The organism is Segatella copri (assembly GCF_019127135.1).
GTDB lineage: Bacteria > Bacteroidota > Bacteroidia > Bacteroidales > Bacteroidaceae > Prevotella.
The window spans coordinates 1-22905 of sequence record NZ_JAHOEA010000055.1; the positions used below are offsets into that span (position 1 = coordinate 1).

At 44.1% G+C, this 22905-nt stretch carries 15 protein-coding genes and 1 pseudogene; 13 read left to right on the forward strand and 3 right to left on the reverse strand.

Features of this window, described 5'->3' with window-relative positions:
* The first annotated feature begins 571 nt into the window (after nt 1-571).
* The 4 genes from KSW37_RS12495 to KSW37_RS12510 all read left to right on the forward strand — a co-directional run bounded on the left by KSW37_RS12495 (nt 572) and on the right by KSW37_RS12510 (nt 6879).
* Nucleotides 572-880 (forward strand): helix-turn-helix domain-containing protein, encoded by a 309-nt coding sequence (locus tag KSW37_RS12495; RefSeq protein WP_119229221.1) that lies wholly within the window; start codon nt 572-574, stop codon nt 878-880.
* A 9-nt stretch (nt 881-889) separates the two neighbouring features.
* On the forward strand, nt 890-2380 hold the full coding sequence (locus tag KSW37_RS12500; protein ID WP_217314732.1) for a type II toxin-antitoxin system HipA family toxin: 1491 nt from the start codon (nt 890-892) through the stop codon (nt 2378-2380).
* 364 nt (nt 2381-2744) lie between these two features.
* Nucleotides 2745-4976 carry a RagB/SusD family nutrient uptake outer membrane protein gene (locus tag KSW37_RS12505; RefSeq protein ID WP_217314731.1) on the forward strand — a complete coding sequence of 744 codons (2232 nt, stop codon included), beginning with the start codon at nt 2745-2747 and terminating at the stop codon, nt 4974-4976.
* A 340-nt stretch (nt 4977-5316) separates the two neighbouring features.
* A complete protein-coding gene (locus KSW37_RS12510; protein ID WP_217314730.1) occupies nt 5317-6879 on the forward strand; it encodes an ATP-binding protein in 1563 nt (520 codons plus the stop codon).
* Nucleotides 6880-7022: 143 nt separating this feature from the next.
* Here KSW37_RS12510 and KSW37_RS12515 read toward each other — a convergent pair whose 3' ends face one another.
* Nucleotides 7023-7340 (reverse strand): heavy metal-binding domain-containing protein, encoded by a 318-nt coding sequence (locus tag KSW37_RS12515; protein WP_117587376.1) that lies wholly within the window; start codon nt 7338-7340, stop codon nt 7023-7025.
* A 132-nt stretch (nt 7341-7472) separates the two neighbouring features.
* Here KSW37_RS12515 and KSW37_RS12520 point away from each other — a divergent pair, with 132 nt between their 5' ends.
* Nucleotides 7473-9560, forward strand: coding sequence for a S9 family peptidase (locus KSW37_RS12520; RefSeq protein WP_254368648.1), 2088 nt, complete (start codon nt 7473-7475; stop codon nt 9558-9560).
* Between the two features lie 94 nt (nt 9561-9654).
* On the opposite strand, the gene KSW37_RS12525 is transcribed toward KSW37_RS12520, so the two are convergent.
* Both KSW37_RS12525 and KSW37_RS12530 read right to left on the reverse strand, forming a co-directional pair.
* Nucleotides 9655-11226, reverse strand: coding sequence for an Rne/Rng family ribonuclease (locus KSW37_RS12525; RefSeq protein ID WP_117692278.1), 1572 nt, complete (start codon nt 11224-11226; stop codon nt 9655-9657).
* 280 nt (nt 11227-11506) lie between these two features.
* Nucleotides 11507-11803 (reverse strand): annotated as a pseudogene (locus KSW37_RS12530) (HU family DNA-binding protein); the annotation flags it as partial.
* 155 nt (nt 11804-11958) lie between these two features.
* Between KSW37_RS12530 and KSW37_RS12535 the strand changes: the two are divergent.
* The 8 genes from KSW37_RS12535 to carB all read left to right on the forward strand — a co-directional run.
* The gene (locus tag KSW37_RS12535) at nt 11959-12783 is read left to right on the forward strand and encodes a TPM domain-containing protein (protein ID WP_217314728.1); all 825 of its coding nucleotides are present in this window, start codon (nt 11959-11961) and stop codon (nt 12781-12783) included.
* A gap of 55 nt (nt 12784-12838) precedes the next feature.
* Nucleotides 12839-13462: a LemA family protein gene (locus KSW37_RS12540; RefSeq protein WP_228114265.1), complete on the forward strand. Its 624-nt coding sequence runs from the start codon at nt 12839-12841 to the stop codon at nt 13460-13462.
* 258 nt (nt 13463-13720) lie between these two features.
* Nucleotides 13721-15175 (forward strand): pyruvate kinase, encoded by a 1455-nt coding sequence (gene pyk, locus KSW37_RS12545; protein ID WP_217314727.1) that lies wholly within the window; start codon nt 13721-13723, stop codon nt 15173-15175.
* A gap of 118 nt (nt 15176-15293) precedes the next feature.
* Nucleotides 15294-16094: a polysaccharide biosynthesis/export family protein gene (locus KSW37_RS12550; protein WP_217314726.1), complete on the forward strand. Its 801-nt coding sequence runs from the start codon at nt 15294-15296 to the stop codon at nt 16092-16094.
* 53 nt (nt 16095-16147) lie between these two features.
* The gene (glmS, locus tag KSW37_RS12555; RefSeq protein ID WP_217314725.1) at nt 16148-18052 is read left to right on the forward strand and encodes a glutamine--fructose-6-phosphate transaminase (isomerizing); all 1905 of its coding nucleotides are present in this window, start codon (nt 16148-16150) and stop codon (nt 18050-18052) included.
* A 105-nt stretch (nt 18053-18157) separates the two neighbouring features.
* Nucleotides 18158-20041, forward strand: coding sequence for an amidophosphoribosyltransferase (locus KSW37_RS12560; protein ID WP_217314724.1), 1884 nt, complete (start codon nt 18158-18160; stop codon nt 20039-20041).
* Between the two features lie 75 nt (nt 20042-20116).
* The gene (gene carA, locus KSW37_RS12565; RefSeq protein ID WP_040553026.1) at nt 20117-21193 is read left to right on the forward strand and encodes a glutamine-hydrolyzing carbamoyl-phosphate synthase small subunit; all 1077 of its coding nucleotides are present in this window, start codon (nt 20117-20119) and stop codon (nt 21191-21193) included.
* A 61-nt stretch (nt 21194-21254) separates the two neighbouring features.
* The coding region (gene carB / locus KSW37_RS12570) for a carbamoyl-phosphate synthase large subunit (RefSeq protein ID WP_217314723.1) at nt 21255-22905 on the forward strand (1651 nt) is incomplete at its 3' end.

Consider the following 22905-nt stretch of genomic DNA (forward strand, 5'->3'; position numbering starts at 1 on the left):
AGAGTCCATGTACGTGGGTATGGATACTCATGTACGTGTGCAGGTTCAACTGATTTCAGTAGACACTTTTTTACTTTATCAACTGGAAAAGTAGACACTATCAGTTATATAAAACTAGAAAAGTAGACACTATTGATGCAACAAAACTGAAATAGTAGACGCTTCTTTTTCGATTTTAGATCAACTCATAGCTGTTTTTTATGATACTACTATGCGATTTTATGATACTTCTACAAAAATAATGATACTTCGATGATACTTTTTGTAAAATAAACCAAAAAGTATCATTCTTGTAATGTGTTGTATATCTGTAATATAAGTGGTAAATTAGCCGAAAAATGAGACTTTGAGACTTTTTTCGCGAAAAAACATTTGTGTGCGAGAATAAACAAAAGGGAAAAACATGTCATTTTCCTAAAAAATAATAGTAAGTTAGAAAATAATCTCTTGAAAGCTTGCCAGTCTCATTTCTTTTTCTTATTTTTGCACCCATAAATATCAGTATATTGAAGGTAAAGGCTGATATATGGGATAAATATCATTATAATGATAGATAAATTAATAGAAGATTATGGCTGATTTATATGAATATTCTACTCCTGAGTTGGTACGCTTACTGGGAGTGAGATTCAAGGAATATAGAATGCGATGCAATCTCACCCAGAAAGAGGTTGCCGAGCTTACTGGGCTTGGCTTGACCACCATCCACAAGTTTGAGAATGGAACAGCGGGCAATCTTTCGCTTTCCACTTTTCTCCTCTTGCTGAAGGTGGTGGGTCAGATTGATGCCATCAATGATGTGCTTCCAGAACTTCCTCCATCTCCTTATCTGATGAGAAAGGATGAGAAGAAGGCACAGAGAATTCGTCATACTAAATAATAACTGGTTATGGTAAATACTTTGAGAGTAATGCTTTGGGACGAAGAAATCGGTCGCTTGGCATGGGACAATCGCCGCAGGTTATCGTACTTTACATATAATCCTGAGTTCTTGAAGAAGGGAATTGATGTTTCTCCTCTTCAAGCTCCTGTGCGTGGTATTCGTGCAATGACACCCGTGTGGGGAGAGGATGCCAAAATGTACCAGAAACTTCCTGCATTTCTAGCAGATTCGTTGCCGGATGCCTGGGGTAATCAGCTTTTCGAGCTTTGGCGAATTCAAAATCATATTCCAAATGCTGATATAACTCCGTTGGATAAACTTTCTTTTATCGGTAAGCGAGGCATGGGTGCATTGGAATTCTTGCCAGAGGTGGCAAAGACGGATAAGGCTGAAATGATAGATGTCAAGTCGTTGGCCGATTTGGCAGAGCGCATATTCATCGAGCGTGAAAATGCCCACATCATGCCAGAGGAATCTATCACTATGCAGTCTTTGCTTACCGTGGGAACATCGGCTGGTGGACGTCAACCTAAGGCTATCATTGCCATCAATAAAGATACGGGGGAAATACGAAGTGGTCAGGTGGCTGGGCTGCAGGATTATGATTATTACATATTGAAATTTGGAGACACAAAATACAGTTCTGCTGAGATAGAGATGACCTACTATGAGATGGCCATCAAGTCGGGAATAGATATGATGCCATCCAGGCTATATGAGATTGATGGAAACAGGAATTTCATAACGAAGCGTTTCGACCGTGATGGTGAGCGGAAATTGCATACACAGACCCTTGCTGCGATTTCTCCGGAAACCGATAGCTATGAGGGACTTGTGGCTATCTGTAGAAAATTATATTTGCCGGAGACTGATTGCCAGGAAGTATTTCGCAGACTTGTGTTCAATGTCCTTTCCAACAATACGGATGATCATACAAAGAATTTCTCTTTTGTGATGGACGAGGCGGGTCTTTGGCGTTTGTCGCCAGCCTACGATCTTACTTATATTATAGATACTGGAGGCTATTTACCTAATACGGGTCATTGTATGTATGTAAGGTCTAAACTGCATCATATTTCTTACGATGATGCCATTCAGTTTGCCAAGGACAATGGCATTCGGCGTGCTGATGCAATCATTAGGGAAGTAGCTGATTCTCTGCTGCAATTCCGTGACATAGCCAAGCGAAATGAGGTTCAGGACAGATGGATCAGTTCCATAGAGTCAGCGATAAATGCTCATCTCGTATCATGGGGATTGGAGGATAAAGACAACAGTTCTGCTTCTTTTGAGATAGATGGCAAAAGTTGTACTGATGTTCGCATAGAGCAGGCTTACAAAGGCAACTTCCATTTGTATGCAAGCATAGATGGGCGAGACTGTAAGTTTATTATCGGAAAGAACAAGCCCGAATATGCTACGATTCAAGAGACGGGATTGTCGAATCTTCCGGAGACGATGCTCAGAGATTTGGTCGCGAAATATCTGGTGAGATAGAAGAGAAGTGATTAAAAAAGCAGGAAAATGTAAAGAATATCAAAGAAAGAGAGGCTTTTATGCAAGTTTTTCCCAAAAAACATGGCTATGTCGAGAAAGTTTTGTAATTTTGAAGCGGATTTGGTGTATGCCATCTCCAAGACATATTAGAATATAAAGAGGCGTTATGCTTATCTTGTAACTTTGGAAACCTGAGAAATTTTCAAAAAGAGATACAATGATAGCATAGTGGTTCTCACGCATAGCGTGGGCTACTATTACTATATCTGTATCTCAGGGTTTTCTCAGGACCTCCAAAGTTAGGTGTGGTATATGTAGACCACGCTTCTTGTATATGAAAGTTTAACTAATAAATAATGAGATTATGAAAGTAATTTTAAAGAAAGCCGTTGTGGTTGTTACCATAGGAATGATGACAATGCTACAGTCTTGTTCTAGTAATGACGACCTGGATGGTTACACTCCTACTAACTTTAATGTAGGTGGTAAGGTAGAAAAAGGTCCTTTTGTTAGAGGTACAGCCATCCAAATGCAGCCTTTAGATGCTGACCTAGATGAAACAGGTGAGTCTTTTACTTCTACGATTACAGATAATGAGGGTACTTTTACTTTTGGATCTAAATTGTTAAAGTCTCCCTATATAAAACTGTCTGCTTCTGGATATTATTTTAATGAAGTAACTGGCGAACTTTCTAAAGGCACTTTGGCTTTAAATGCTGTTGCTAATCTTCAAAATGCAGCTGATGTGAATTTGAATATTCTTTCAAATCTTAAGTATCAGAGAGTTATGGATTTGGTAGCTAAGGATGGTAAGTCATTTAAGGAAGCCAATAATCAGGCACAAGAAGAAGTCCTCAAGACTTTTGGTCTCGAAAAGTATGCCAAGACTGATGTTAATCATTTCTCGATTACTTCTGGTACTGATGAAGCTGCAGCTCTTATTGCCGTGTCATCTTTAATTCTGTACAATCGTTCTGAAGCACAAATTACTGAGTATTTATCTCAACTTTCAGAAGAGTTTGCTGAGGATGGTAATTTCTCAGAAACTACCAAACTACAAATTCGTAAAGATATGTTTTCTTTGGAAAGCAAATTGCCTCAAATAGCAGAGAATATCAAGAAACGCTATCAAGAGATGGGTAAAGAGGTTGCCGTTAAGAATCTTATCTATTATTTCGATTGGGATGGAGATGGAACCGCAGGAAATGAAATTGCGCCTGAAAATCATCCTGTCAGTTTGGAAACAAATAATATCAATGTACCTATGGAAGGTGGAAGCTATGAGGTAAAGGTAAATACAACTGTACCTGTTTACTTAGAGCGACCAAGTATTCCTGGTGATGATATATACGATAATTCGACTTCTGTTTCGGGAATGGAAATTTATGAGACCGGAAGTGGAAGTGAACCTTGTATCAACTATACTAAAGAATTGAATAATAATATCTTAAAGGTAGTTGTAAAGGCTGCCTCTTTTAGGAAGAAACAAGCTGTTTCAATTCCTTTATATGATGGTATGGGTAATGTAGTGGCTAGCTTGAGCTTAACTCAGCAAGCTAATCCTAATGCAGAAATCATAGTGCCTCGACTCGGAAGTGTTGGTATCAGTTTGGTTTCTGATTTTATGAGGAGTTTGTCTGAAGCTGTAACCCTTGAGGCGGGGATGAATTATCGTTATACAAAGATAATAAATGATTCTCGTTTTGTTGCTCCTATTCGTAGCAGTGAACCGAATATCCGTAAGTGTTGGAATGATTCATACCAAGCGCTGAATATGATAGCAAGGCTGTATAGAGCAGACACCATGTATAGAGCTGTATATTCTCCTTATCTGAATGTTTATCGAGATTTGTGCTACTATCAAATGTTAATTTGGTGGGGTGGTGTAGTTGTGATGCCTAATGCAGGTTTTGAAGGTTATGCAGATTCTTATGTTCCAAGAACATCTGAATCTAGTATTCTACAAATGCTGGAAGAAGAACTGGTAGAAGCAATAAGAAATTTGGATGAAAAGAAATGTGTAGCTTTTGCAACCAACGCCAATGATGCTTTGTTTGTATCGAAGGATGTGGCTCGTATTCTTTTGGCGAAAGTATATATGTATCAGCAAAAATGGGCTGCAGCTAGTGATCTTCTCCAACAAGTTGTTGACAAAAATATATACTCTATGGAAAAAGTTCCAACAAAATATACATCTGAAAACAAAGATCTAATATTGGCTTTGAAGTTTGGCAACGAGTCAAGAGCCTCTAGAGTATATGTAGACGGAAGTCCTGAAAAGGTAGTACCTATTATGACATCAACAGATGTCAAGCTTTTATATGCTGAATGCGAAATTCACTTGGGTAACAATGCAAAGGCTTCAAAATATATTTCAGAAGTGGGTAATATAAATGGTATTTCCGGAACAAATGTTTCTGTTGAGGGAATTAAGCAACTGAGGAAGTCGCTTAAATTGCAAGACTATTTTGCTTTCTTGAAAAGGAATGGTTTGGCGATGAAAGAACTCGGATTAGAAAAATATCAGTTGCTTTTACCTATTCCTCAAAATGAATTAATGGGGAATCCAAATTTGAATCAAAACCCAGGGTATTGATATACAAAAATAGGGAGCGTTGATATTTCATAACGTTCCCTATTTTCTTGAAATAGACTCTGGTAGTCTAGTCTGTAAAGTCTTATTTTATGATAACAATTAGCCCTAAGGCTCTGATAATTGGTTACAAAGATATTGAATACCGCAAAGGATTTTAGATAAAAATATGCTTGAACAGGGGCGGTAACTCGTTTCTTAAGGCCGTTACCGCCCCGTTTCAAGCATGTTTTGTTGAATTGCGGTTCTGTTTTTGCAGTGATATATTGTTAATAATCAGAAAAATGCTTGTTTTCTGAAATATTATCTGTATCTTTGTACCTAGATTATAAAGAGTAAGATTATGGCTTCAAAGAGATATCCTTTGGGAATACAAACGTTCTCCGAAATCGTGAAGGGGAATTACTTCTATGCTGACAAGACGGCTATCGTCTATCAGCTGGCTCATTATGCCAAGTTCCATTTTCTGAGTCGCCCGCGTCGATTCGGAAAATCCTTGTTTGTATCTACCCTCCAGGCTTACTTCGAGGGTAAGAAAGAACTGTTCAAGGGCCTTGCCATCGAACAGATGGAGAAGGAATGGACGGCATATCCTGTCATCCACTTGGATCTGAGCAGTGGTAAGTATTATAGTTTGGAGAATACTAAAATCATATTAAACAATATTCTTAAAGTTGAAGAGCAGAAATATGGAATAGAAGTTCCTGAATCTGAGCGTGAAGGCTTTGGGGCTCGATTTAGGAATATTTTGCTTGCAGCTACTGCTCAAACAGGTAAACAAGTTGTCGTTCTCATCGACGAATATGACGCACCTATGCATGATTCTGTAAGTGACGAAGAGTTGCAGAAGACCATCCGCAACATCATGAGAGATTTCTTCAGCCCCTTGAAGCAGCAAGAGGGAAACATCCGCTTTGTATTCATCACAGGCATCTCCAAGTTTAGTCAGCTCAGCATCTTTAGTGAATTGAACAATCTCAAGATTCTCACGTTGAAGGATGAATACAGTAGCTGTTGTGGTATTACCAAGAGTGAATTGACTCAGTATTTCCGTGAGGGAATCGAGGAGATGGCTGAGCATAATGGACTCACTTATGAGGAGACCTTGCAGCAACTCAAGCAGCATTATGATGGCTACCATTTCAGTATCAATAGCGAGGATATCTTCAATCCTTACAGCATTATCAATGCTTTGGATGATAAGGAGTTTAATAGCTATTGGTTTACATCTGGTACGCCTACGTTCCTGATAGAACTGATGCAGCAGAAGAATTTGGATATGCTCAATCTGGACGATCTGTGGATACAGGCATCACGTTTTGATACACCTACGGAAAGGCTTGCTGATCCTATTCCTGTCCTTTTCCAAAGTGGCTACCTTACCATTAAAGGATATGAGAAGAAAGGCAAGTTGTATCATCTCTGTTTCCCAAATCAAGAAGTAAGACAAGGTTTCTCTGAAAGTCTCGTCAGGTATTATTCTGCGCATGACATGAACAGATATGATGCCATCGTGTATGCTTATTCCAAGAATGTGCTCATCAATGACGACATGGGAGCCTTTATGCCTCACTTGAAGGCATTCTATGATAAGTTCCCATATACGATTATCAACAATAATGAGCGTCACTATCAAGCCGTAATATTCACCATCTTCACCATGCTTGGCGAAGATGTGAAGGTGGAGCATACTACTTCGGATGGAAGAATAGACCTTGTTCTCAAGACGGATAAGAGTATCTTTATCTTTGAGTTGAAATATAAGAAGTCTGCCGACATCGCCATGGCGCAAATCAGCGATAAGAACTATGCCAAGGCTTTTGCCGATGATGGGCGAAAGGTTGTGAAAGTGAGTATTAACTTCTCGGAAAACCAACGAAGTATAGAGGATTGGGTGATAGAATAAATGAAATAGAAGAAAGTTGGTGACCTTCATCAGGTGTATGTCACCACACTATATAGATAAAAATATAACTGAACAGGGGCGGTAACTCGATTTTTAAGGCAGTTACCGCCCCGTTTCAAGCATGTTTTGTTCTTTTGCAGAACTTAGATAATCACCGCCGTTCCGCTGCATGTTACCATCAGCATGGAGCCGCTCTTTCCTACGGTTTCGTAATCCAGGTCGATGCCCACGATGGCGTTGCAGCCCAGGGATGCGGCACGATCTGCCATCTCTCTGAGGGCTGTATCCTTAGCCTCGCGGAGTGTGCTTTCGTAAGAACCGCTTCTGCCGCCGATTACATCACGGACACTGGCAAAGAAATCCTTTACAAAGTTGGTACCGATGATGGTTTCGCCGGTCACTACGCCACGGTATTCACGGATAGGGTGGCCTTCTATGGTTGGAGTTGTACTTAAAATCATAATCTTTTCCTTTCTTTTTTATGTTATTATCAATGTTATTTATAGCTTAGACGATAAAAGTGGTGAAAAGGTTGCAGGAAATCCAAAAATATTTGTTACTTTTGCATCGAAAGTTTAATATTTATAGGTTATATGAACAAGAGATTGATGTTTTCGGCAGCATTCGTGATGGCGCTGCTTTCGGCAAACGCTCAGAAAAGGGCGTTTACCATCGAGGATTTGTACAGGGTGAAGGGCGTATCTTCGGTGAGCCTTTCGCCTGATGGTAAGACGGTTTGCTATACCGCCAGTTCTTCTGACCTGAAGAACCAGAAGTCTGGCTCCGACATCTACATCATGAATGCGGATGGCTCTCACGCCAAGGCTCTTACCGAGGATGGAAAGAGCAGTTCTGCCGTGTGGAGCAAGGATGGAAAGAGTATCTTCTTTACTAATTATGAGAAAGGGACGGCTCAGATCTTTCGCATGGATCTGACTACCTGCGAGACGGAACAGGTAACTGATTATGAGTTGGGTATTGATAACCCTGTCATTTCTCCCGATGAGCGATACATTGCCTTTACCGCAGAAGTATATCCCGACCTGGGAGCTGATGCCAAGGCTAACAAGGCCCGGATGGAGAAAAAGGAGGAGGGACCTGTACAGGCGCATATCGCCGACAAGTTGCTCTACCGCCATTGGACGAGTTATAATGATGGCAGATGCAATCACCTTATCCTTTTCGACACACAGACGAAGACTTACAAGGATCTGACTCCGGGCAATTATTCGCTTATATTCGTGGTTGGGGGTGGAATCACCTATCAATTCTCTCCTGACAGCAAGGAGATCTGTTTCGTATCCAATCATGATGAGCATCAGGAGGCTAGCACCAATGCCGACCTGTGGACGGTATCTGTGAATGGGGGAGAACCGGTCTGCATCACGAAGGAGAACAAGGCTTGGGATGGTACTCCAGCCTATTCGCCTAATGGCAAGTATATCGCTTACCGCTTGCAGCAAGTGCCTGGTTATGAGTCTGATCGCTTCCGTCTTGCTATCTACGACCGGGCTGCAAAGAAGTCTACCGTCCTGACAGAGAAGTTTGACAACTGGGTGGATGATTACAAATGGGCACCAGACAGCAAGAGTATTTTCTTCCTGGGTGAGGTGCAGGGCGCTCAGCCGCTCTACAAGCTCGATATAGCCAAAAAGACTATCTCGCCGGTATTGATGGGTAAGGCCATCTCGGAGTTTGATTTCGACAATAAGGGTATGGTATATTATACCTATAGCACGACAGGCAAGCCGTCGGCTCTCTATCGCCAGCAGATGAAGAAATGGAATGGAACTCCTGTAGCCAGCGGCAAGGAACAGCAGATAACCTTCCTCAACCAGAAGTTGGAGGATGAGGTGGATATCCGTCCATCTGAGAGCATCTGGGTAGAGGGTGCTGGTGGTGACAAGGTACAGGTATTCATCGTGAAGCCACACAACTTTGATGCCAGCAAGAAATATCCACTTATCATCAATGTGCATGGCGGACCACAGATGCAATGGATGAATTCTTTCCGTGGCGACTGGCAGGTTTACCCTGCTGCCGGTTATGTGGTGGCTTATCCTAACCCTCATGGCTCTACGGGATATGGTCAGGCTTTCACCCGTGCCATTTCTGGCGACTGGGGCGGAAAGGTATTCGAGGATGTAATGAAGGTTACCGATAAATTGGCAACCCTGGAATATGTTGATTCTACCAGGATGGGAGCGATGGGATGGTCGTATGGCGGTTACATGATGAACTGGCTGCAGGGACATACCAAGCGATTCAAGTGTCTGGCTTCCATGATGGGCGTATATGACTTGCGCTCTATGTGGGGCAGTACTGAGGAAGTATGGTTTCCTAACTTTGAGTTAGAGGGACAGCCTTATAATTCCGATCTCTACGAGAAGTGGTCGCCATCCTCATACATCAAGAACTTCTCAACACCAACCCTCGTGATGACGGGCGAACTGGACTATCGTGTACCGTATACCCAGAGTTTGCAGTATTTCACAGCTTTGCAGACCCTGAACATTCCTTCGCGACTGATAGTCTTGAAGTATGATGGTCACTGGCCAAGCAACCTGAAGTCGATGCCGCTCTATTACAACGCGCACCTCGACTGGTTCCATCGTTATCTTGGCGGTGCTCCTGCACCTTGGGACACCGAGAAAATGGTGAATAATGAGATAGAGTACTAAAATGCCCTATATATAATAAGGTGTAGAAAAACAAAATAAAAAAGCTCCATTCGCAAACTGATACGAATGGAGCTTTTTTCTGATAATTAAAAACTTACTTTGTTTCCTGTTCTTCCTGCATGTCCAGATACTGGTTGTCCTTGTCGTAGAATTCGTACTGGAGGAATGCCAGTTTCTGTGAAGGAATCACATTGAAGCCGAAACCATACTTAAACTGCCATCTGCGCTTCAGGGAAATGAAGCCCTTGTTGATGAAGGCAGCCACGTAAGGATTCACATACAAAGTGAATTTCTTGACGCCGATCTTGTTGACTAGGCGGTCGATTTTTCTTTCCAACTGGTCGGTAAAGAGGATGCTCGACTTAATCTTGCCCGTACCGAAACAGGTAGGGCAGGTTTCATCTACATTCACATCCATAGCCGGACGTACACGCTGGCGTGTAATCTGCATCAGTCCGAACTTGCTCAATGGCAGGATGTTGTGCTTGGCACGGTCCTTCTGCATGTTCTTGCACATGCGTTCATAGAGCAGCTGTCGGTCTTCGGCAAGATTCATGTCGATGAAGTCGACAACAATGATACCTCCCATATCTCGGAGGCGCAATTGTCTTGCCAACTCATCAGCAGCGCCGAGGTTAACATCCAGTGCATTTGCTTCCTGACCTTTCTCACGAGTTCTGTTACCACTGTTTACATCGACAACGTGCAAGGCCTCGGTGTGCTCGATGATGAGATAAGCACCGTGCTTGTAGTTAACAACACGACCAAAGCCAGCTTTAATCTGCTTGGTAATGCTGAAATTGTCGAAGATAGGCACCTTACCGGTGTAGAGCTTAACTATGCCCGCCTTTTCAGGGGCTATTAGAGAAACATAGTTCTTCACCTCGTTCATCACATCTTCGTTGTTCACGTAGATGTTCTCGTAAGATGGGTTAAACAAGTCACGCAAGAGAGCAACGGCTCTTCCGGTCTCCTCGAATGCAAGTTGCGGGCGCTGCTGGGTCTTCTGTACCTTGGCGATAGCATCCTCCCATCGCTTCACCAGGACTTTCAGCTCAGCATCGAGCTCAGCGACCTTCTTACCCTCAGCCACAGTGCGGACGATAACACCGCAATTCTTTGGTTTGATGCTGTGAATGAGTTGTTTGAGTCGGGAGCGTTCTTCACCGCTTTTAATTTTCGACGAGACAGAAACTTTATCACCGAATGGCATGAGTACCAGGTATCGGCCCGCGAATGAGATTTCGCCTGTGAGTCGAGGTCCCTTGGTAGAGATTGGTTCCTTTACGATTTGTACCAGCACTTCCTGTCCTGCTTTGAGCACATTCTGTATGCTGCCGTCCTTTTCCAATTCAGGCATTTTGCTGGCTTTAGAGAATGGGAAAAGTTTCTTTCTGTCGCTCTGTACTTGTTTAAGGTACTTCTGGTAGGAATTAAAATGACTTCCTAGGTCAAGATAATGAAGAAAGGCGTCGCGTTCATAACCTACATCCACGAAGCAGGCGTTAAGACCCGGCATCAGTTTTTTAACCTTTGCGATGTAGATGTTGCCCACAGAGAACGATGCCTCACGAGGTTCGTTCTGGTATTCCACCAACTGTTTGTCCTCCATGAGTGCGATAGAGATGTCTTTCTGTTGGACATCAATTACAACTTCGCTTGTCATATCTTCAATAATCTTTTTACTTTAAATTAATACAAAAAAAGGGTATGTCATTCCATATCAGAACTGACACACCCCCTCAGTCACGAACTGACCGAGAGCTATAGTAGACTAGCTACAATGCTAGCTTACTTGCTCTTATGTCTGTTCTTACGTAATCTTTTTTTACGCTTGTGAGTAGCCATCTTGTGGCCCTTCTTTTTCTTTCCGTTTGGCATGATTAAAAAATTTTAAAATATTGTTATTATAAAAAATGATATTTCTCTCTTCCTGTCCAGCAGTATTACTGAGCGTTCTGCATCTCCTCGACGAAGCTCTTTGATGGCTTGAAGCTTGGTAAGTCGTGAGCTGGAATGGTGATGGTTGTATTCTTTGAGATGTTACGAGCAGTCTTTGCAGCACGATGCTTGATGTTGAAGCTGCCGAAGCCACGCAAGTATACATTGTCCTTCTTTTCGATGAGGCACTTCTTAACCTCTTCCATAAAAGCCTCTACTACAGTACCTACTTCTTTCTTAGGCATACCAGTAGCGATTGCTACCTCATTAATGATATCTGCTTTGGTCATTTCTTTATTTTTTACTAATTTTACTTGTTAATCTTTATTTCGGTGTGCAAAGATACAAGTTTTTTATGATATAACAAAATACTTAAGGCTTTTTTTGCAAAAATAATGCTCTAAGTATTTGCATATAAGGTTTTTATTGCGTATTTTTGCACCAAAATAGAGAAATTATGAAATTTAAGAGATATTTTTTGGCTTTGATGATGGTTGCCTTTCATGCATTGGCGTTGACGGCAGGGGAGGTTTGGACGGCGAAAAATGTACCGGTTCCTTTCCTCAGGGATTCTACGCAATATGTTTCCGATCCAGATGGATATGTTGACAAGGCACTGAAGGATTCGGCCAACTTCTATCTTCAGAAACTGAAGTTGGAGTGTGGCGTACAGAATGTGCTCATCATTGTGGGAAAGGTTGACAACCAGGATGCCTTCCGGATGGCACAGGATGTGGGCAACCAATATGGTATCGGTTACAAGAAGAGCCGGAGAGGACTGGTTATCGTCATCGCGGTGGAGGATCATAAGTACTTTATTGCTCCAGGAAGTGGACTGGAGGGGGAGTTGACCGATGTGGATTGCGATGATATTGCCCGGGCTTGCATCGTGAAGTATATGCGCGAAGGCAATCCGGGCGAGGCGGTAGCATCTGTGAGCCGTGCTATATATAATAAGGTGAAAAGTGGACGGACGGGAATTGCGGATGTTGATGAAGGTTCGGTTAATGACGGAGAGGACTGGTTCCTGGTCATTATCCTGTTCCTTATATTCTTCGGCATTCCTATTTATCAGCTTATACGGTACATCCTGGAGATGCTTGGCATTGTGAAGCCAAGACCGAAGAATCAGCAGAGAAATCAGTCTCATAGGCGAAACAACGATGATGACTGGATACCTCCTTTCTTCATGGGAGGTGGCGGTTCTTCCGGCGGCGGTTTCTCGGGCGGTTCTTTTGGCGGAGGCACCTTTAGCGGAGGCGGCTCTGGCGGAGGATGGTGATGCCTTTGATAGTTAATAGTTTATAGTTTAGAATTAATAATTAATAATAATGACAATGGAACAGACAATGAATTCAAACATGCAACCGGCAAAGAGAGGTATAAAGAAAAGTTGGATTATTCTGGGCATCATAGTTGTGCTGGTACTATGGATGTTCAGTGGTTATAACGGATTGGTCGAGAAACAGGAGTTGGCTACCACAGAGTTGGCTAATGTTCAGACTCAGTATCAGCGTCGTGCAGACATGATGCCACAGTTGGCAAAGATAGTAAAGGCTTATGCCAAGCATGAGAAAGAAACCTTTGCCGAGGTAACCAAGGCTCGTGCTGCTGTTGGTCAGGTAAAGTTGGATGCCAACAATCTTACTGAGGCTAGCCTGAAGAAATATGCTGCAGCACAGGGCGAGTTGGCGAATGCTTTCTCCAAACTGATGGTAGTAGCCGAGAAATATCCTGAGTTGAAAGCCAGTGAGAACTTCAAGGCTCTTCAGGTTCAGGAAGAGGGTACGGAAAACCGCATCAGCGAGGCACGTCGCAAATATAACGAAGCTGTCCAGAACTATAACCAGACGGTTAGGAAAATGCCTAGTGCCCTTATCGCCGGCCTCTTCAATTTCAATGTGATGCCTAAGTTTGAGGCAGCAGCAGGAGCTGAGAAGGCGCCAGATTTGGATATCTAATTTAGAATTGATCATTAAGAATCCTGTTTTTCTACGGAATTAACAGGTTTGTCATCTAGCCAATGGGAACGAGAAGTGTTTCGTTGGCTAGATTTTTTGTTTCGTGCTCTTTCAAATTGAAAGTAACTCAATATTTTATATATATTTTGTATTTCAGATGTTTTGTATTTCAGAAATTCTTTGTATCTTTGCACACAATTTTAGAAACGTGGTAGAAATACTGCAAACATTGAAATTTCAATAAGGTTAATTACAAATATGAAACAAACAAAGATTGTCGCTTCCATCAGTGATCGTAGATGTGATCAAGATTTTATCCGAAAGCTGTTTTTCGCTGGTATGAACGTAGTTCGTATGAACACTGCCCATGCCACAGAAGAGGGTATACGCACCATCGTGAAGAATGTAAGAGCCGTATCTCCGCATATTGGTATCATGATTGATACCAAGGGTCCAGAGGTGCGAACTACCGGTGTGAAGGAGCCAATCCACTACAATGTAGGTGATGTAGTAAAAATCTTTGGACGTCCGGAAATGGAGTCTTCTCATGATATTGTGAATGTGAGCTATCCTGACATCGCTGCTGATGTAAAGGTTGGAGATGACCTGCTCTTCGATGATGGTGAACTCGATATGAAGATTATCGACAGCCAGGGTCCTATGCTGGTTGCTGAGGTTCAGAACGAAGGTGTGCTCGGTGCTCACAAGAGCGTGAATGTGCCGGGAGAGCATATCGACCTGCCTGCACTGACCGAGAAAGACCGCCGAAATATTGAACTCGCAATCGAACTGGATATTGATTTTATTGCTCACTCTTTTGTGCGCAATGCAGCCGACGTGAAGGCTGTTCAGGATATCTTGGACGCTCACAACAGTGATATCAAGATTATCTCTAAGATTGAAAATCAGGAAGGTGTAGATAATATTGATGAGATTATTGATGCTTGTTATGGTATCATGATTGCCCGTGGTGACCTGGGTATCGAGGTGCCAATCGAGAGAATTCCTGGCATCCAGCGCCGCATCATCTCTAAGTGTGTGAAGGCGCAGAAACCGGTAATCGTGGCTACACAGATGTTGCATACCATGATTAAGAATCCACGTCCTACCCGTGCTGAGGTAACCGATATTGCCAATGCTATCTTCTATCGCACCGATGCGCTGATGCTTTCTGGTGAGACAGCAAGCGGTAAGTATCCTGTAGAAGCTGTGCAGACCATGGCACGTATTGCTGAGCAGGCAGAGAAGGATAAGTCTCCACTGAATGATATTGATCCAATGGAAGATGGTAAGATTGACCAGAAGCTCTTCCTGGCTCATGCTGCCATCGAGGCTACTAAGAAGTTGGGTGTTGCTGGTATTATTACCGATGGCGAGACCGGTCAGACTGCACGCGACCTGGCAGCCTTCCGTGGTCCAAATCCGGTATTGGCAATCTGCTATAAGGAGAAACTCCAGCGCTGGTTGAATCTGAGCTATGGTATTATTCCAATCCATCAGAAGGATCAGGTTTCTACCAAGGCTATGTTTACTGCAGCGGTACGTATGCTTCGCCAGAAAGGCTACTTAGGTGAGGAGGATAAGATTGCTTATCTGAGCGGTAGCTTCGGAGAGGGTGGAGGTACTACCTTCGTAGAAATTAATAAGGTGAAGAAGATTTTCGATAACAGTTATAGCTTCAATTTGCCTTCAAATGGCATTGAAGATAAGTAGAAAAGGCTATTATTGAAAAAAAATGAGACGTAGAGAATAATTATTGGTGCAAAAATTTGCAGTATTCAAAAAAATACCGTAATTTTGCACCAATATTTTAAAACGAAAATTTTAGAAAATGAAAAAACTCGTTTATTCAACATTAGTCGCTTTGACTATGATCTTAGTACTTGGCAGTTGCGGAAGTACTAAGAATGTAGCTTATTTCCAAAACGCGGATTCTATCAGTTTGGCTGCTTCAAGAATGCTTTATGAAGCTAAGATTATGCCTAAGGACGAACTTACCATTACCGTGATTACAACAGATCCAAAGGCTGCCATGCCTTTCAACCTTTCTGTTTCTCAAACTTTGGGAAACAGCGGGCAGTTGAGTTCTGGTACTGGTTCTTTGCAAGGTTATCTGGTTGACAATTCCGGTAACATCGAGTTTCCTGTTGTTGGAACATTGCATGTAGGTGGTTTGACCAAGAAACAGGCAGAAGATCTTATCAAGAAAAAGGTAAAGCCTTACTTGGCTGAAAAGGAAAATCCAATCGTTACAGTTCGTATGGCAAGTTATCATGTTTCTGTATTAGGTGAAGTTACCAAGCCGGGCATCATTTCAGTACCTCAGGAGAAAATGAGTATTCTCGAGGCTTTGGCTCAGGCAGGCGACCTTACTATCTATGGTAAGCGTGACAATGTGTTGCTGATTCGTCAGGATGCAGCAGGAGAGAAGCATACCTATCGTATGAACTTGAATGATGCAAATATCATTAATTCACCTTTCTATTATCTGCAACAGAATGATATCATCTATGTAGAGCCAAACAAGGTGAAAGCTCAAAACTCAGCCATCGGTTCATCTACCACATTGTGGTTCTCTGCCGTTGGTACATTGATTTCTATCGCATCGTTGATTGTCAATATCTTGCGATAACAGATCATCGAAGAGGATAAAATCAGGATACTATATAAAATTAAAGTATATATATGTGTGGCATAGTAGGATATTTAGGTAAGGGCGAGGCTTATCCCGCTCTTATCAAAGGTTTAAAGCGCTTGGAATATCGTGGATACGATAGTGCAGGCGTGGCTCTAATCAGTAATGATGGTGCTTTGAACGTTTACAAAGCAAAGGGTAAAGTGGCAGATCTCGAAGCGTTCTGCTCTGATAAGGATATTTCGGGACATGTGGGTATTGCTCATACTCGTTGGGCTACTCATGGAGAGCCTTCTGCTGTGAATGCTCACCCGCATTATTCTTCTAGCAAGAACCTTGCCATGATTCATAATGGAATCATTGAAAACTATGCCGATATCAAGAAGAATCTCATTGCCAAGGGAGTAGAGTTCAGAAGCGAGACAGATACAGAGGTCCTTGTCCAGCTGATTGAATATATTCAGGTTAAGAAAAAACTTGACCTGCTGACTGCCGTTCAGGTGGCTCTCCGTCAGGTAATCGGAGCTTACGCTATCGCAATTCTTGATAAGCGTAACCCTAATCAGATCATTGCTGCCCGTAAACAGAGTCCATTGGTTGTAGGTATCGGAAAGGATGGAGAGTTTTATCTCGGTTCTGATGCCAGCCCTATCATCGAATATACTGATAAGGTGGTTTATCTGGAGGATGGTAACATCGCTGTAATGCGCCTCGGTGAGGAATTGCAGGTGGTGAACATCCAGAACGTTAAACTCAATCCTGAGGTGCAGACTGTAGACATTGACCTCGGTCAGATAGAAAAGGGCGGTTTCCCTCACTTCATGCTGAAGGAAATCTTCGAACAGCCAGAGTGCCTGCGCAATTGTATGCGTGGCCGTGTGGTAAGTCGCACAGTGGAAACCCGCGTAATGACCGATGACGACGATACAACCAGCAAGACGGAGACAGAGATGGGCGTAGTGCTCAGTTCCATTACCGATCATCGCCAGCAGCTCCTCAATGCCAAGCGAATCATTATCGTGGCTTGTGGTACATCATGGCATGCCGGACTTATCGGCAAGCAGATGATAGAGAACTATTGCCGCATTCCTGTAGAAGTAGAATATGCATCAGAGTTCCGTTATCGCAATCCTGTGGTAACGAAGGACGATGTTGTCATCGCCATTTCCCAGAGTGGTGAAACCGCTGATACCCTGGCTGCCATCAAGCTTGCCAAGGAGAGCGGTGCGTTTATCTATGGTATCTGTAACTCCATCGGTTCTTCCATCGCACGAGAGACAGATACAGGTACCTATATTCACGTAGGTCCGGAGATTGGTGTTGCTTCTACCAAGGCGTTCACTGGTCAGGTTACCGTCCTTATCCTCCTGGCACTTGCCATCGGTAAGGAGAGGGGAACCATCAGCGAAAATGATTATCAGAAGATTACAGAACAGCTTTGGAACATTCCTGCCAAGATGAAGGAAGTGTTGAAGCTCAACAATAAGATAGCTGACTTGAGCCGTACGTTTACATACGCTCGCAATTTCATCTATCTGGGCCGTGGATTCCAGTATCCTGTGGCCCTTGAGGGTGCATTGAAGTTGAAGGAGATTAGCTACATTCACGCTGAGGGTTATCCTGCAGCGGAGATGAAACATGGCCCTATCGCATTGATTGACAGCGATATGCCAGTGGTAGTTATTGCTACCCACAACTTCATGTACGAGAAGGTATTGTCTAATATCCAGGAGATTAAAGCCCGTCAGGGTCGTGTTATTGCTATTGTCAGCAATGGCGATGAAACCATTTCCAAGATTGCCGACGAAGTGATTGAACTCCCTGAGACCTTGGAGTGCTTGGAGCCATTATTGGCTACCATTCCTTTGCAGCTCTTGGCTTACCATGTAGCTGTATGTAAGGGCAAGGACGTTGACCAACCTAGAAATTTGGCCAAGTCAGTTACTGTAGAATAATATATAAAGGGATTCGTCATTTCTTGACGTTTCCCTTTTTTTGGAGGGGGATCCCTCGGATAGGTATATTCAAATTTAACTAAATAAGATAAGGATAATAGAGAGATGGAACCATTGAAACATGAGTGTGGTGTAGCAATGATCAGATTGCTCAAGCCACTGGAGTATTACCAGCAGAAGTATGGTACTTGGATGTACGCACTCAACAAACTCTATCTGATGATGGAGAAGCAGCACAACCGTGGCCAGGAAGGTGCTGGTATGGCTTGTGTCAAACTGGGCGGTAAGCCAGGTCATGAGTACATGTTCCGTGAGCGTGCAGAGGGCAAGAATGCCGTGACCGAAATCTTCGGCAAGGCGAATGCCAACTTCAAGAACCTGACTCCCGAGCAGCTTGCTGATGCAAAGTTTGCCAAAGAGGAACTGCCTTTCGCAGGCGAACTTTACATGGGACACCTGCGCTACAGTACCACCGGAAAGAGTGGCATCCAGTATGTGCACCCATTCCTGCGCCGTAACAACTGGAAGGCGAAGAACCTCTGCCTTTGCGGTAACTTCAACATGACCAACGTAGATGAAATCTTCGAGGAACTGACCAAGCAGGGACAGAGTCCTCGCATCTACAGCGATACCTACATCATGCTTGAACTGATGGGGCACCGTCTGGACAGAGAGGTGGAGCGCAACTTCGTAGCCGCAAAGGCGATGGAGATGCAGAATACCGATATCACCAACTATATCGAAGATCACGTGAAGATGAGCAATGTGCTCAAGACCACGATGAAGGACTTCGACGGCGGTTATGTGGTTTGCGGTATCACCGGTTCGGGTGAGATGTTCTCTATGCGCGACCCTTGGGGCATCCGTCCTGCTTTCTATTACAAGAACGATGAAATCGTGGTAGTAGCCAGCGAGCGCCCGGTACTCCAGACCACCTTTGACCTGGAGGCAGAGGAAGTGCAGGAACTGATGCCGGGCACGGCGCTTCTCGTGAAGAAGAACGGAGAGTGCAGCGTCGAGCGCATCATGGAGCAGAAGGGCGATTCAGCCTGCTCATTCGAGCGCATCTACTTCAGTCGTGGTTCCGACAAGGATATCTATCAGGAGCGTAAGCAGTTGGGCGAGCAGTTGACCCAGCCTATCCTGAAAGCTGTGGATTACGATGTAGACCACACCGTGTTCAGCTACATCCCGAATACAGCCGAAGTGGCTTACTATGGCATGTTGAGCGGTTTCAAGAAGTATCTTAATGAGACCAAGATAGAGCAGATTGCCAACCTCGACCATGTTCCATCAAAAGAAGAATTATACGAAATCCTCGGCGACTTTGTCCGCTCAGAGAAGATAGCATGGAAGGATATCAAACTCCGTACCTTCATTACTGAGGGCAACAGCCGTAACGACCTGGCAAGCCACGTGTATGATGTAACCTACGGAAGCATTGAGCCGAATGTGGATAATCTTGTCATCATCGATGACAGTATCGTGCGCGGTACAACCCTGAAGGAGAGTATTCTCCGCATCCTCGACCGTCTGCATCCTAAGAAGATCGTAGTGGTTTCCAGTGCCCCTCAGATCCGTTATCCGGATTATTACGGTATCGATATGGCAAGACTGGAAGAGTTCTGCGTGTTCCGTGCTGCCATCCAGCTTTTGAAAGAGCGCAAGATGGAAGATCTTATCGAGCAGACCTATGAGGCTTGCAAGGCAGAACTGGCAAAGCCAAAGGAGGAGCAGATCAATCCGGTACGCTCCATCTATAAGCCATTCAGCACCGAGGAAATCAACGAGAAGATAGTAGAGATGCTTCGCCCAGAGGGCATGACTACTCCTATCCAACTCGTATTCCAGAGCATCGAGGGCTTGCGCGAGGCGATTCCAAACCACAAGGGCGACTGGTATTTCACCGGTCATTATCCAACCCCAGGCGGCACGAAGCTCTGCAACCAGTCGTTTGTAAACTACATCGAAAACGTTTATCATAAATAAGTGAATAGAGAAGAACGAAGAGTGAAGAATTCATTTGCTCTTATAAGTATGAAATAAAAGAATCAAATGTCAGATATGAAAAAAGTAACCTTAGTTTTGAGCGATGGAACCAAGTTCCATGGCAAATCTTTTGGATATGACGCTCCTGTAGCGGGCGAGGTTGTGTTCAACACAGCCATGATGGGATATCCAGAGAGTTTGACCGACCCTTCTTATGCCGGTCAGTTGATGACACTTACATTCCCTCTCGTGGGCAACTATGGTGTGCCACCATTTACTTTCGAGGAGAATGGTTTGCCAACCTTTATGGAGAGTGACAAGATTTATGCTTCTGCCATCATCGTGAATGATTACAGCGAGCAGTACAGCCACTGGAATGCTGTAGAGAGTCTTGCTGACTGGTTGAAGCGTGAGAAAGTGCCAGGAATCACAGGCATCGATACCCGTGAGTTGACTAAGGTGCTTCGTGAGCATGGTGTGATGATGGGTAAGATTCTCTTTGATGATGAGCCTGACAACATACCTGAAGCTAACTACGAGGGTGTAAACTTTGTTGACCAGGTAAGCTGCAAGGAGATTATCCGTTATAACGAGGGTGCCGGCAAGAAGGTGGTACTCGTTGACTGCGGTGTGAAGGCAAATATCATCCGTTGTCTTATCAACAGAGGCGTTGAGGTAATCCGTGTACCTTGGAATTACGATTACACCGATATGGACTTCGACGGCCTGTTCCTGGCAAATGGTCCTGGCGACCCAGACATGTGTGAGGATGCAGTAAACATTATTCGCAAGCAGATCAGTCAGAGCCGCAAGCCAATCTGCGGTATCTGTATGGGTAACCAGTTGCTTTCTAAGGCAGCCGGTGCTACCATCTACAAGTTGAAGTATGGTCACCGTTCACACAACCAGCCAGTGCGCATGGTAGGAACCAACAATTGCTACATCACCTCTCAGAACCACGGTTATGCCGTTGATGCCAAGACATTGGGCAACGACTGGGAGGAACTCTTTGTAAATATGAATGATGGCTCTAACGAGGGTATCCGCCACAAGGTGAACCCTTGGTTCTCAAGCCAGTTCCACCCAGAGGCTTGCTCAGGCCCTGTGGATACAGAGTTCATGTTTGATAAGTTCGTAGAAACACTCAAGTAAGTGAAGAGTGAAGAACGAAGAGTGAAGAATTCGATTGATTTTATTGTAATTTAGGAAAATAATGAAAGACGAAAATATAAAGAAGGTGCTCCTCTTAGGTTCTGGAGCCTTGAAGATCGGTGAAGCAGGTGAGTTCGACTACTCAGGTTCGCAGGCCCTGAAGGCATTGCGCGAGGAAGGTATCGAGACTGTGCTCATCAACCCGAATATCGCAACCGTACAGACATCAGAAGGTGTTGCCGACCAGATTTACTTCCTGCCAGTGCAGCCTTACTTCGTAGAGCGTGTCATCCAGAAGGAGAAGCCAGACGGTATCCTCCTCAGCTTCGGTGGTCAGACAGCCCTCAACTGTGGTGTGGAACTCTATCGCCAGGGCATCCTGGAGAAATATAATGTCAAGGTATTGGGTACTCCAGTACAGGCTATCATGGATACTGAGGACCGTGAGCTCTTCGTAGAGAAGCTGGATGAAATCAACGTGAAGACCATCAAGAGTGAGGCTTGCGAGAACATCGAGCAGGCCCGCAAGGCTGCTGCTGAACTCGGTTATCCTGTTATCATCCGTGCTGCTTACGCCTTGGGTGGACTCGGTTCCGGTTTCGCAGACAACGAGGAGGAGCTGAACAAGCTCGCTGAGAAGGCCTTCTCATTCTCTCCACAGGTATTGGTAGAGAAAAGCTTGAAGGGCTGGAAAGAGATAGAGTATGAGGTAGTTCGCGACCGTTACGACAACTGTATCACAGTTTGTAACATGGAGAACTTCGACCCACTGGGAATCCATACCGGTGAGAGTATCGTTATCGCTCCATCTCAGACCCTGAGCAATTCTGAGTATCATAAGCTCCGTGCCCTCGCCATCAAGATTATCCGTCACATCGGAATCGTGGGTGAGTGTAACGTGCAGTATGCATTCGACCCTAAGAGCGAGGACTATCGCGTTATTGAGGTGAATGCCCGTTTGAGCCGTTCTTCAGCCTTGGCATCTAAGGCTACTGGTTATCCTCTTGCCTTCGTTGCTGCCAAGCTCGGTATGGGTTATGGTCTGTTCGAGTTGAAGAACTCTGTAACCAAGACCACATCAGCCTTCTTCGAGCCAGCATTGGACTACGTGGTATGTAAGATTCCACGTTGGGACTTGTCTAAGTTCCGTGGCGTAGATAAGGAGTTGGGTTCATCTATGAAGTCAGTAGGTGAGGTAATGGCCATCGGCCGCAACTTCGAGGAGGCCATCCAGAAGGGTCTTCGTATGATAGGTCAGGGCATGCACGGTTTCGTAGAGAACAAGGAGCTTGAAATCGATGATATCGATGCAGCTTTGCGCGAGCCGACAGATAAGCGTGTGTTCGTGATTTCAAAGGCAATGCACAAGGGCTATACCGTAGATCAGATTCACGACTTGACCAAGATTGACAAGTGGTTCCTCGAGAAGTTGAAGCACATCATCGACATCGACGAGGCGATGAAGAAGTGCAATATCAATACTCTTGACCAGAATCTGCTCCGTACCGCTAAGGTTTATGGTTTTACCGACTTCCAGGTAGCCCGTGCCGTGGGCTTGGAGCAGGAGTTGGGCAACATGCACAAGGCAGCCCTGCTGGTTCGCAACAAGCGCAAGAGCTATGGCATCCTGCCTGTAGTGAAGCAGATTGATACCCTGGCAGCAGAGTATCCTGCTCAGACCAACTACCTCTATGTAACCTACGCAGGCGTGA